Raw genomic sequence first — 11,054 nt, forward strand, 5'->3', positions numbered from 1 at the left:
ATACACGTCAGCTTTTCACAATGTTTGTGCGCAGCTAAAACGTTCGCTATCTGAAGGCAGCAGCCTACTCGGGTGCTTTGTTGAGTATTCAACACAGCATATCGGTTAGCACGGATTCAGCCGTAGCGTGCCCGCGCATATAACGCGGCGCCGACGATGCCGGCTTGATTTAAAAATGCCGCCGGTTGGACTTGCGCGGCTACGCTGAGGTGGTGGCTGAATTTGTCGAATTTTTGGCTGGCGCCGCCGCCCAGGATGATCAAATCCGGCCAGAACAGGCTTTCCATCAAGTTCAAGTATTTATCGAAGCGTTTGCCCCAGCGTTTCCAGCTTAGGTCTTCGCTTTTGCGCACGGCGTCGGAGGCGTAATGTTCGCCCTTGATGCTGTCAGGCATGTAAATGTGGCCCAGCTCGGTATTGGGCAGCAGTACGCCGTCGGTAAACAGCGCGGTGCCCAGACCCGTGCCTATCGTTACGATCAGCACTACCCCCGATATGCCGGCACCGGCGCCGAAGCGCATTTCGGCGATGCCGGCGGCGTCGGCGTCGTTTAGGTTGTAGCAAGGGCAATGCACGGTTTCGGAAAATAACCGGTCAATGTCGGTGCCGATAAAGGAGGCGTCGATATTCGATGCGGTGCGGGCTACGCCGTGCTGTATGGCGGCTGGGAATCCGCAACCTATCGGGCCTTGCCAGGCGAAATGCCCGGCTAATTGTGCCAGGGTGTAGGCTATGGCTTCCGGGGTGGCTGGTTTAGGGGTTTCGATGCGCCGGCGTTCGCTGAGTAACTCCCCGGTATCGGTTTCGACGATGGCGCCTTTGATGCCGGAGCCGCCTATATCTACACCTAGAATTTTCATAGTTTTGCTCGCATGAGATTGAAAGTGGCTATGGCGACGCGGTCAAGCATTCGCCAGGGTTGGCGACGCCGGATAAGTTGGATGCTATGCCGTTTGGCGGACATTTGTGCGGCCGGCAACTAATCCGGTTAACAAAGTTAGCTCAAATTCGGCATTGTCGAAAAAACGACGCGGGTACTTGCGTCGGCCGATTTGCTCCGGATAGGCGTCCGTCAATACAATAACCGGCCAGCGGCGGAGTTTCGGTCGGCCTATAAAATTGCCAGCCGGTCCGGCAATGCATTGCATCCAAACCGCCGCGGGTTACGTATTAGGATTTAAACACACTGAACTTCGTATGTCGCAACTAGGTCCGGAATCCGACGAGTTGAACCAATCCGCCCAATCGGCGGACGCGGGTGCTGCTGCGCCGGAGGAAACGCAACTGCGGCAATGGATAGACGCGATAGTGGATCAAGATCAAGCGGCTTTAGCTAGTTTGTACGATGCCTTGGTCCATCAGGTTTACGGTGTGGCTTTAAGAATAACCCGACAAGCCGAGTTGGCGGAGGAAGTGGTGCAAGATACCTTTTGGCAAATTTGGCGGCAAGCGCCGCGTTTCGATCCGGCCCGCGGCAGTGTCAAGGCCTGGGTGATGACCATGGCCCGCAGCCGGGCTTTGGACGGGTTGCGCCAATTGAACGTTGCGGAAGACGAGTTGGAGCAGGAGCACATGGAAGCAATAGCGGGGCCGGACTCCGAAACGCCGCACAATTTGTTGCAAGCCGTGCAACAAGAAGGCGTGTTGCATCAAGCGTTGGCGGCGCTGGAGCCCTTGCCGCGGCAACTATTGGCTTTGGCATTTTTCCGCGGCCTGAGCCACGACGAAATCGCCCAATGCACCGGTTTACCGTTGGGGACGGTGAAATCGCACATACGCCGCTCCTTGGCGAGTTTACAGCCGATGTTGGCGCAATTGGCGCAATAAAGGATGCACGTTTATGAATGACGAAACCGATTCGCTAGCTTCGGACGACGACACTTCCCAAGACCGGCTCAACCGGTTGCTGCTGGATCATTTGTCTCCCATTCCCATGCCGCAAGCGCGTAAAACCGGGTTAAGGCAAGGTTTGCTGGCCCACGTCGCGCACAGTGCGGCGAGGCATGCCGGGTTGCTGACGGTGCGCGGCAAGCACGGCAGTTGGCGTTGCCTGACCGCCGGCGTCAAGTTCAAAACCTTGTGGGACGGGCCGCAGGGCAGTTCGGTGTTGATCGAATTCGCCGCCGGTGCAGGCCTGATTCCGCACCGGCATCATTGGCTGGAAGAGGGCATAGTATTACGCGGCGGCTTGCAGATGGAGGCTTTGGAGCTGGGGCCTCTGGACTATCACGTATCGCCGCCCGGCAGCCGGCACGCGACGATCAAATCCCGGCAAGGGGCTTTGGCTTATTTGCGCGGAACTTCTCTGGGCGATCAGGCCGGGGTATTGCGCGAGGTATTGGGCGGTTTGCTGCCCGGCGGTGAGGACTCGTCCGATAGCGTGTTTATGGAGAGCAACGAAGATTGGCAGGACTTGGCGCCGGGGGTGCAAAAAAAAGTCCTTTATGGCGACCGGGATTATCAATCCTGTTTTTATCGCTTGTTTGCCGGTGCGCAGCTGCCGGACTATTCCCATTCAGTCGACGAGGAATGCATGGTGTTGGCGGGCGAGGTTTTTTTCGGCGACATGTTGTTGCAAGCCGGCGATTTTCAATTGGCTCCGGCAGGCCGCAAGCGCGGTGACTGGAGTTGCGACAGTTCCGCGTTGCTGTTCGTACGTGGGGCTATCGTCGATTTGCCGGGCTGAGTCGGGGGGCATCGAATTTTCGGCTTGAGGCTCCGATTGGTCTAAGCTTGTCTACAGCTGCCAATTCAATTGGTAAGATTGCCGCCATATCCGGCCCACTTTATTTAGCCTTGTTTATGTCGCACGCCAACTCCACAAAAGCTATCGCTTATGCATTCGCCGCCAATTTGGGCATAGCCGTCAGTAAAGCCGGAGCGGCGGCCTGGACCGGTTCCGGCTCGTTATTGGCAGAAGCGATTCATTCGTTTGCCGATTGCGGTAACCAAATTTTGTTGTTCGTCGGCATGAAGCGTTCCTCGCGGCTGGCCACCGCCAAACATCCCATGGGCTTCGGGCGCGAATCCTACATTTGGTCGATGATGGTGGCGATCACCTTGTTTTCGGTCGGCGGGCTGTTTTCGATCTACGAGGGGTGGCTGCGGCTAGGGGAACGGCACGAGGTCGAAAATGCCGGTTTGGCGCTCGGTATTCTAGCGGTTGCGGTGGTGTTGGAAGCCTTGTCTTTAAAAGGCGCTTTGGCGGCCATGCAAGACGAGAAAGCCGGGCGCGGCTTGTGGCAATGGTTTAAGGAGACTCACTCCAGCGAATTGATGGTGGTGGTCGGCGAAGACTTGGCGGCGCTGTTGGGTCTGGTGATAGCCGCGCTGATGCTGGGATTGACGCTGGTAACCGGAAACACGGCTTACGATGCTGCGGGCTCGATCTTGATCGGCGTGTTGTTGGTGGTTGTGGCCGTGTTGGTGGGAAAAGAGGTGCACGCGCTAATGCTGGGCGAAGCCGATAGCGGGATACGCGACGCGGTAGCCGATAGCTTGGCGCGGCAACCCGACGTCGTTCGGGTGTTGAACGTATGGGCTATACACCACGGCAGTCAAGTGATGGTAGCGCTCAAGGCCGAATTGCGGGCCGACATGCGGGTGTCCGAGGCGGTCGAATTAATCAATGCGTTGGAAAAAACGATCAAAGTCGAGCATCCCCGGGTGGCTTGGGTCTTTTTCGAAATCGATAATTCTGATTAAATACTGCGATCAAAAGCTTAGGCCGCTATGTTGCAAACTCATCGAATCTTATCCAAGTCCGCTTTGCGGCATGTATTCACCCTCTTGTTGGCGTGCGTTTTATTCGCAGGCGTTCCAGCTCACGCCCGATATGCGGCTATCGTCATCGATGCCGATAGCGGTCGCGTCATTCATGAGGTGGAAGCCACCCAGCGTTGGTATCCGGCATCGTTGACCAAGGTTATGACGATCTTCATGACGTTTGCGGCACTGGATAATGGCCGTTTGCATTTGGACGACAAGCTGACGGTTTCCGCGCATGCCGCGATCCAACCCAGTTCCAAGCTGGGATTGCGGCAAGGCCAGAGCATAACCGTGGAACATGCGATTATGGCAGTGACCACCCGTTCCGCTAACGACGCCGCGGTGGTGTTGGCTGAGGCATTAGGCGGCAGTGAAAGCAATTTCGCCGCGATGATGACAGGTCAGGCCCGTCGCCTGGGCATGTACAACACCTCGTTCCAAAATGCCAGCGGCTTGCCGAACGAAGGTCAAATCAGCAGCGCCCGCGATTTGGCCCTGTTGTCGTCCGAATTGATACGCCGCTATCCGCATTTTTACCGTTATTTTTCCGCCACCGAGTTCGCCTATAAAGGCCGGTTGTTGCCGAATACCAATAAGATTCTGAAAATCTATCCGGACGCGGACGGATTGAAGACAGGATTTACTTGTGGTTCGGGCTATAACTTGATCGCTTCCGCCAAACGCGACGGACATCGCTTGATCGGGGTGTTGTTAGGCGCGCGCAGCAGTGCGGAAAGGTTTCAACAAATGGCGAATCTACTGGATTTGGGATTTGAAAAATCCGGGGCGGGCATGGTCGGGTTGCCGGTCGTGCAGTTGGCCGACGCCGGCAGCGCGCCGCCGCCGTTTCAGCTGTCGTCCAACCATTGCGCGGGTAGCGCGGCGCAAATGGGCGCGGATACCGCTTACGGCCGGCCGGAACCCATTCGCATCAAACCGGGCAAATCATCCGTCATTAGCGCTAAAGCCGTGGTTAAGCCGCAAAAGCGGGCAAACAGTCACTCCAATTGGGTGGTCATGCTGGGCGATCACGCCCGAAAAGTCGAAGCCAACGTCAATCTAAAACAGGCCCGCTACGCTTTAGGCAGCGAAGCAAAGCGCGGCAATCCGCACATCGTGCAAATCAAGCGTCAGGGCAAGGCATTGTGGCGCACCGAATGGACCGGTTTGGAGCAGAGTCAGGCAAGGCAATTTTGCAAGAAACTGCATGCCAAAGGCCGCGAGTGCAAATTACTGCCAGGCGTCAGTTGAGGGCGTTAGACAGGAGCATATGAGCGAGGAAGAACCGGTCATCTTCGACATTCTTACCCGTCCGGCGCCGGAACTGAGACTGAGGAGCGTAGCGAGGTCAAAAAAATGGCCCGCGAATTACTGGTACTAAGCTGGCGGCAGAAAGCCGCGGCCCGCTCTCAACTCAAGCTCAGCAGCGAATACCCCCCCTGGATTCCGGTCTGCCGTGTGCCTGCACGCCATAGCGCTATCAACATAAATGCTCGGCGGTATTTGCGCATGTTTATGAGAGTTACCCGGAGCGGAATGCCCGAGTGTATGCGCAATTCAATGCGGTCAGTTAAATACCGGGCAACTTTTCGTCGGTTCCGGACTTGCGCCTATTCCTTCGTCTTGCGACGCCGGAGCCGAGATTGGCGGAAAATTTTGCGGATGTTAAGATCGTCCCGCCTGCGCGCCTACAGTGTCGTAACAGTGGTGGGGGCCTGCAGGCAGGCTGCGAATTTTCGTTCAACGGTAGGCAAGAGATGCTAAAAAACACGGCTTGGCACCGCATTAAGTTCTCGCGTAACGAATACGAATCCGGCGAATTGGCCGTGTTGTTCGGCGCGTTCAGAGCCGCATACGTGGCCGGAAACGGCCCTAAGGGCATGGCGATGTACGGCGGCTGGGCCGAAGACGGCGCCAGTTATCTGGTTTTCACCAGTCCGAGTTCGGCACGCTACATCTCGCCCTTGTTACACGCGTATTCGGCGTTTCAGACCGAGAGCCCGGACAGGTCGGCTTTATATTTGCTGTACGGCGACGATAGCGACCTGTCGGCGTCCGAGACCGGTTTTCAAGCCTGATCCGCCGCGCTGCTAGCCGTGTATAGCCTGAAGCAACTGCATGCCGAAATCGACGAGCGGGTAGCGGCGGTTCGCGCCGGCCGCCACGATTGGCCGTGCCGGCAAGGTTGCGACAGTTGTTGCCGGCGCCTGGCCGAGGTGCCCGAGCTTACCGAGCGGGAATGGCTATTGTTGCGCCAAGGGTTGGCGTCCCTGCCCAAAGACAGGTTGCAGGAAATCGGTCGCGGCATCGCCGCGCTGGCCGGCCAGTCCGCCCGGCCTTTAATTTGCCCCATGTTGGATCAGGCCGCAGGCCTGTGTTCCGTCTATGCTTACCGCCCGCTGGCTTGCCGGACTTACGGTTTTTATCGGCAACGCGACCGGGGTTTGTACTGTAAAGAGATCGACGCGCGGGTTGAGGGCGGCGGTTTGGCGGACGTGGTGTGGGGCAATCACGACGCTATCGACCGGCGGTTGCGCGAGCTTGGCGAGCTGCGCGGTTTGCCGCAGTGGTTTTCGCTAGCCGCACCCGCTATCGATTGATGCGCCGATTTTCGGCGATTCCCCGTCCACCGATTCCGGTGCGACGTCATCGTTCCCTGTTAACCGGTTCAAATTTTTGCTGCTTAAGCCCGCCGGCTCGGATATACTCGCAACCTCGATAAGGTGCCTGAAGGTTTTTTTGCTTTCAGGTTAAACGGGAAGCCCGGTGAGATGCAGCTCAGTGCATCGATTCCGGCGCAGCCCCCGCTGCTGTAAACCGGACGAATCGGCATTTTGCCACTGCACCATTATTGGGTGTGGGAAGGCGCCGATTGGTAAGAAGGTGAGCCAGAATACCGGCCTGATCGATTGTAGGGTGCCGACTCTCGGAGGGAGAGCGCAGGCTGTGCGATCGTCCGCCGGGCGGTCTTCGCTGCCCGATTTCCTTTCCTAGCCAGTCAGCTCCGTTCGTTACATTTTTTCGGGGAGTTCGACATGCTGGTTCAATCCATTTCCACCGTCTTCGATGTGCGCCTGGTCAAGGCCTACGCCGCGTTTGCGGCCGGTTTGCTTTTGGTGCTGATCGTCGGTTTCGCGCCGCTTGCGCCAATTCATAACGCCGCCCACGATACCCGCCACGCCGGCGGTTTTCCCTGCCATTAGGCCGCCGTCATGGCGAAAGGTCTGCTATTGCCGGCCGGCTTGACCGGCCTGGCCGCCGCGTTGTTGCTGTCGCTTATACAGGCGATTTGGGTAACGCCATTGATTCTGGAAGCGGAACGTTACGAAGTGCATGCCGAACACGAAGCGAGTCGCCAGGATCAAGCCTGGCAGCCGGAAAACGTTTGGCAACGCACGGCGGCGACGGCCGGCGCCAATTTGTTGCTGGCCTTCGGTTTGGCTTTGATGCTGAGTGCTGCTTATCGGTTGAAGCCGCCGAGCGCAACCTTCGACGGTGCTTTGTGGGGCTTGGCCGGTTACGCGGCGTTTTTTGCCGCGCCGGCCGTCGGTCTGCCGCCGGAGCTGCCTGGCAATGAAGCCGCCGATTTAACGGCGCGGCAAGTCTGGTGGGTGGCTACGGTTGTCGGCACCGCGAGCGGTTTGGCGTTGCTGTGTTGGTCTCCTCATCGGATTGCCGGACCGGTCGGCTGGCTGTTAATCGTGTTGCCGCATGCCATAGGCGCTCCTGAAATCGCGGCCGTCCAAGCCGGTAGCGCGCCGGACGGGTTGCAGACGCGCTTCGTCACGGCGGCGGCGCTAACCAATTTGGCGTTTTGGCTGTTGCTCGGCAGCTTGTCCGCGGCGCTGTTTCGCGCGTCGGCCGTGGATGAGGGAGGCCGGCCCAATGGTTAAGGTGTGGTTCGTCGGCGCCGGGCCGGGCGATCCGGAACTTTTGACCGTTAAAGCCCGACGCTTGCTGGAACAGGCCGGTGCGGTGCTGTACGCCGGCTCGCTGGTGCATCCGGCGGCGACGGCCTACGTGCCGGCCGGCTGCGAGATTTGCGATTCCAAAGGCATGACGTTGGAGCAAATCAGCGACTGGTTGATTACGCGGGCTGGTCGCCACGCCAGCGTGATTCGTCTGCAAACCGGCGATCCCGGCCTGTACGGCGCGTTGACCGAGATGGTAAGGCCGCTGGACGCGGCCGGTATCGCTTGGGGCGTAGTGCCGGGCGTGTCGTCGGCTTTTGCTAGCGCCGCCGCGGCCGGCGAGTCCTTAACCTTGCCGGAAGTCACCCAAACCGTGATTTTTACCCGGGTGGCCGGCCGTACCCCGATGCCGCCCGGCGAAGACTTGGAGGCCTTGGCCAAACACCGCTGCAGCTTGTGCATTTTCTTGTCCGCCACCTTGCTGGCCGAGGTGCAGCATGCCTTGCGATCGGCCGGCTGGCCGGACGACGCACCGATGCTGGTAGTACACAAGGCCGGCTGGCCCGGCGAGGAACGCATCGTGCGCGGTTGTTTGCGCGACATTCGCGAGCTGTGCCGCGCGCAAGGCATCAATAGCCAAGCCATGATCATCGCCAGCCCGGCCCTGGGAGCCCGGCATTGGCAAGACATCAATCATTCCAAACTCTACGATGCGATGTTTTCGCACCGTTTTCGCAAAGCGGAAAAATCCTCATGATAAACGCCGATTCCGAAACCGTATTGCTGGTGGGGCACGGCTCGCGCGACGAGCAAGGCAACCGGGAAGTGGAAAGTTTCGCCGCGCAATGGCGGCAATTACAGCCGCAGCGGCGCATAGAAGTGTGTTACATCGAATTCGCCGAGGTGTTGCTGGACGCCGGTTTGGACCGTGCGGCCGGCCTGGGTGCGCGGGTAGTCGTGTTGCCGTTGATTTTAAACGCCGCCGGTCACGTGAAAATGGAAATACCGGAGCACATCGAACAGGCGCGCTTGCGTCATCCCGGCGTCGAGTTCGTGTATTGCCGGCACTTGGGGGCCGACGAGGATATTTTGCAGATTTTGCGGCGCAACTTGCGGCAAGCCATGCATAGTCTGGACGTGCCGGACCCGCGCAATACCGGGGTTGTGCTGCTGGGGCGCGGTTCGTCCGACCGGGTGGCCAACGGCGAAGTCGCCAAAATGGCGCGCTGGTTATACGAAGACGGCGAGCACGAATTGATCGACATCGCCTTTACCGGCATTACCCATCCGCGTTTGGAATCGGTGGTGCAGCGCCAGGTGCATGCCGGCATGCGGCAGATCGTGATACTGCCTTATTACCTGTTCACCGGCACGCTGATCGAGCGTATTCGTCGTCAGGTCGCGCGCTTACAGGGTCAATATCCGCGCGTTGGTTTCGCGTTAGGGCCGTATTTGGGGTTCGAGCGGGAGATTTATCGGTTGCTGGATCAGCGCATCGCCGAAACGCTGGCGGCCGACGGGCCGCGCATGATGGAATGCGACGGCTGCAAATACCGTGAATTCGCCCACGATCACGGCCACGGCCAGCATCATCACGTCTGACGCTATGAATAACGTCATCACCGAACAATTGACCGCCGCCGGCCGGCAAATCGAGCACGATTCGTTCGCCATCGTCGATGCGGAGGCGGGCCCGCACCACTATACCGCCGAGCAATGGCAGGTGGTGCGGCGCATCATCCACGCCAGCGCCGATTTCGAATTCAACGGTCTGACCCGCTTTTCCGAGCAGGCGGTCTCGGCCGGGGTGCAGGCATTGTTGTGTGGCGCGCCTATCGTTGCCGACGTCGAGATGATTTGCGTCGGTTTGTCCGGACCGCGTTTGCAGCATTTCGGGGTGGTGGCGCGGCAATTCATCGCCGACTCGGACGTCATCGACCAAGCCCGGCAAGCCGGTTCCACCCGTGCGCTGCAAGCCATGCGCAAGGCGCGGAGCCTGGGATTGCTGGATGGCGGCATCGTTGCCGTCGGCAATGCGCCGACCGCGTTGCTGGAAGTAGTGCGGATGATAGAGCACGACCACCTGCAACCGGCCTTGGTGATCGGCATGCCGGTCGGCTTTGTGTCGGCGGCGGAATCCAAACTCGCCTTGAGCCGGGTACAACAGGTGCCTTGGCTGTTGATCGAAGGTCGTAAAGGCGGTTCCACGCTGGTGGTGGCGGCATTGCACGCGCTGCTAGCCTTGGCCGAGGCCCGGCAAGCGTCAGCCTGAACATGGAGCGCAAAGCCAAGGGCACGCGCACGGGTTATACCACCGGCGCTTGTTCGGCCGCCGCGGCCCGGGCGGCGGTGTTGGGGCTGGTGACCGGCGAAATTCCGGATAGGGTGGAATGCGAGTTGCCGAACGGGCAAATGGTCAGCTTTGCGGTGAGCGAGGCGTATCTGGCGGACGGCTCGGCCCATGCGGTGGTAATCAAAGACGCCGGCGACGACCCGGACGTGACCGACAAAGCGTCGCTGACCGCCGACGTCAGCCTGCTGGCCGACACGCCGGGGGCGGTCGTGTTAAAAGGCGGCCCGGGAGTCGGTACCGTGACCATGCCGGGCTTGGGACTGGAAGTCGGCGGCCCGGCCATCAACCCGGTACCGCGCCGCAACATCGAAGCCAACGTGCGGGCGGCGGCCGGCGACTGGTTGCGTCGTCGCGGTTTGCAAGTGACGATTTCGGTACCGGGCGGGGCGGAGATTGCCAAGAAAACCCTGAACTACCGCTTGGGCATCGTCGGCGGTATTTCCATCCTGGGTACCAGCGGCATCGTGCATCCCTATTCGACCGCGGCCTTTCGGGCCAGCGTGATTCAAGGGATAGAAGTCGCCGCCAACCAAGGCCGAACGGTTGTGGTACTGACCACCGGCGGGCGCACCGAAAAATTCACGATGCGCGAATTGCCGGATTTGCCGCCGGCTTGCTTTGTTCAAATGGGGGATTTCTTGAAATACGCGCTGGACACCGTGGTCAAGTGCCGGATACCGCACGTCGTGATCGGCGGTATGGTCGGCAAGTTGACCAAAATCGCACAAGGCGAAACCGTCACTCACGCCAACCGCAACGCGGTGGACACCGAGCTGCTGGCCGACATTGCCGCCGGCATCGGCGCACCGGTCTCGGTGTGCGCGGCGATACGTGCGTCGGAAATGGCCCGCTACGCCAGCGAATGCATGGAAGAGCTCGGTTTGCTGCAGCCCTTTTACCTGGCCTTGGGCCGGCGCGTCATCGACGCCTTGCGCCGGCGTTATCGCGGCTGTTTCCATTTGACCGTGTTGATGTGCGACTTCGACGGCAACAAATTGGCCGAAGTGGCCGGGGCGGTATGA

The 11,054-nt window shown here is 59.4% G+C and carries 13 protein-coding genes and 1 riboswitch; of the genes, 12 read left to right on the forward strand and 1 reads right to left on the reverse strand.

Translation table 11 applies throughout. From position 1 onward, the window contains the following. Positions 1–116: 116 nt before the first annotated feature. Entirely contained in the window at positions 117–860 is a 744-nt protein-coding gene (gene ppgK / locus AB0A83_RS06955) for a polyphosphate--glucose phosphotransferase (protein WP_150047573.1), read from the reverse strand. Positions 861–1,197: 337 nt separating this feature from the next. Here ppgK and AB0A83_RS06960 point away from each other — a divergent pair, with 337 nt between their 5' ends. From AB0A83_RS06960 to AB0A83_RS07015, 12 genes are all read left to right on the forward strand, one after another. Continuing rightward, positions 1,198–1,827, forward strand: coding sequence for a sigma-70 family RNA polymerase sigma factor (locus tag AB0A83_RS06960; protein ID WP_150047574.1), 630 nt, complete (start codon positions 1,198–1,200; stop codon positions 1,825–1,827). 13 nt (positions 1,828–1,840) lie between these two features. Next, entirely contained in the window at positions 1,841–2,686 is an 846-nt protein-coding gene (locus tag AB0A83_RS06965) for a cupin domain-containing protein (RefSeq protein WP_367155852.1), read from the forward strand. Positions 2,687–2,802: 116 nt separating this feature from the next. Beyond that, positions 2,803–3,705 (forward strand): cation diffusion facilitator family transporter, encoded by a 903-nt coding sequence (locus AB0A83_RS06970; RefSeq protein WP_150047576.1) that lies wholly within the window; start codon positions 2,803–2,805, stop codon positions 3,703–3,705. Positions 3,706–3,732: 27 nt separating this feature from the next. Further along, the gene (locus tag AB0A83_RS06975; RefSeq protein WP_150047577.1) at positions 3,733–5,019 is read left to right on the forward strand and encodes a D-alanyl-D-alanine carboxypeptidase family protein; all 1,287 of its coding nucleotides are present in this window, start codon (positions 3,733–3,735) and stop codon (positions 5,017–5,019) included. A gap of 506 nt (positions 5,020–5,525) precedes the next feature. Then, a complete protein-coding gene (locus tag AB0A83_RS06980) occupies positions 5,526–5,846 on the forward strand; it encodes a hypothetical protein (protein WP_150047578.1) in 321 nt (106 codons plus the stop codon). 18 nt (positions 5,847–5,864) lie between these two features. Beyond that, the gene (locus AB0A83_RS06985) at positions 5,865–6,368 is read left to right on the forward strand and encodes a YkgJ family cysteine cluster protein (protein WP_150047579.1); all 504 of its coding nucleotides are present in this window, start codon (positions 5,865–5,867) and stop codon (positions 6,366–6,368) included. Between the two features lie 104 nt (positions 6,369–6,472). Continuing rightward, positions 6,473–6,688, forward strand: a riboswitch (cobalamin riboswitch). A gap of 115 nt (positions 6,689–6,803) precedes the next feature. Beyond that, on the forward strand, positions 6,804–6,971 hold the full coding sequence (locus AB0A83_RS06990) for a CbtB-domain containing protein (protein WP_150047580.1): 168 nt from the start codon (positions 6,804–6,806) through the stop codon (positions 6,969–6,971). A gap of 9 nt (positions 6,972–6,980) precedes the next feature. Beyond that, the gene (locus tag AB0A83_RS06995) at positions 6,981–7,661 is read left to right on the forward strand and encodes a CbtA family protein (protein ID WP_367155853.1); all 681 of its coding nucleotides are present in this window, start codon (positions 6,981–6,983) and stop codon (positions 7,659–7,661) included. Then, positions 7,654–8,436 (forward strand): precorrin-4 C(11)-methyltransferase, encoded by a 783-nt coding sequence (cobM, locus tag AB0A83_RS07000; protein WP_150047582.1) that lies wholly within the window; start codon positions 7,654–7,656, stop codon positions 8,434–8,436. The genes AB0A83_RS06995 and cobM overlap by 8 nt, the downstream gene beginning before the upstream one ends. Next, positions 8,433–9,281: a sirohydrochlorin chelatase gene (locus AB0A83_RS07005; RefSeq protein ID WP_150047583.1), complete on the forward strand. Its 849-nt coding sequence runs from the start codon at positions 8,433–8,435 to the stop codon at positions 9,279–9,281. The genes cobM and AB0A83_RS07005 overlap by 4 nt, the downstream gene beginning before the upstream one ends. 4 nt (positions 9,282–9,285) lie before the next feature. Then, positions 9,286–9,951, forward strand: coding sequence for a precorrin-8X methylmutase (locus AB0A83_RS07010; protein WP_367155854.1), 666 nt, complete (start codon positions 9,286–9,288; stop codon positions 9,949–9,951). Positions 9,952–9,953: 2 nt separating this feature from the next. After that, on the forward strand, positions 9,954–11,054 hold the full coding sequence (locus tag AB0A83_RS07015) for a cobalt-precorrin-5B (C(1))-methyltransferase (RefSeq protein ID WP_150047585.1): 1,101 nt from the start codon (positions 9,954–9,956) through the stop codon (positions 11,052–11,054).

This window comes from Methylomonas sp. HYX-M1 (genome assembly GCF_040741385.1).
GTDB lineage: Bacteria > Pseudomonadota > Gammaproteobacteria > Methylococcales > Methylomonadaceae > Methylomonas > Methylomonas rhizoryzae.

Coding starts and splice junctions, on each gene's coding strand:
- cobM (WP_150047582.1), top strand. CDS start 7,654: ATGGTTAAGGTGTGGTTCGTCGGCGCCGGGCCGGGCGATCCGGAACTT.
- AB0A83_RS06965 (WP_367155852.1), top strand. CDS start 1,841: ATGAATGACGAAACCGATTCGCTAGCTTCGGACGACGACACTTCCCAA.
- AB0A83_RS06975 (WP_150047577.1), top strand. CDS start 3,733: ATGTTGCAAACTCATCGAATCTTATCCAAGTCCGCTTTGCGGCATGTA.
- ppgK (WP_150047573.1), bottom strand. CDS start 860: ATGAAAATTCTAGGTGTAGATATAGGCGGCTCCGGCATCAAAGGCGCC.
- AB0A83_RS06995 (WP_367155853.1), top strand. CDS start 6,981: ATGGCGAAAGGTCTGCTATTGCCGGCCGGCTTGACCGGCCTGGCCGCC.
- AB0A83_RS07015 (WP_150047585.1), top strand. CDS start 9,954: ATGGAGCGCAAAGCCAAGGGCACGCGCACGGGTTATACCACCGGCGCT.
- AB0A83_RS07010 (WP_367155854.1), top strand. CDS start 9,286: ATGAATAACGTCATCACCGAACAATTGACCGCCGCCGGCCGGCAAATC.
- AB0A83_RS06960 (WP_150047574.1), top strand. CDS start 1,198: ATGTCGCAACTAGGTCCGGAATCCGACGAGTTGAACCAATCCGCCCAA.
- AB0A83_RS06990 (WP_150047580.1), top strand. CDS start 6,804: ATGCTGGTTCAATCCATTTCCACCGTCTTCGATGTGCGCCTGGTCAAG.
- AB0A83_RS06980 (WP_150047578.1), top strand. CDS start 5,526: ATGCTAAAAAACACGGCTTGGCACCGCATTAAGTTCTCGCGTAACGAA.
- AB0A83_RS07005 (WP_150047583.1), top strand. CDS start 8,433: ATGATAAACGCCGATTCCGAAACCGTATTGCTGGTGGGGCACGGCTCG.
- AB0A83_RS06970 (WP_150047576.1), top strand. CDS start 2,803: ATGTCGCACGCCAACTCCACAAAAGCTATCGCTTATGCATTCGCCGCC.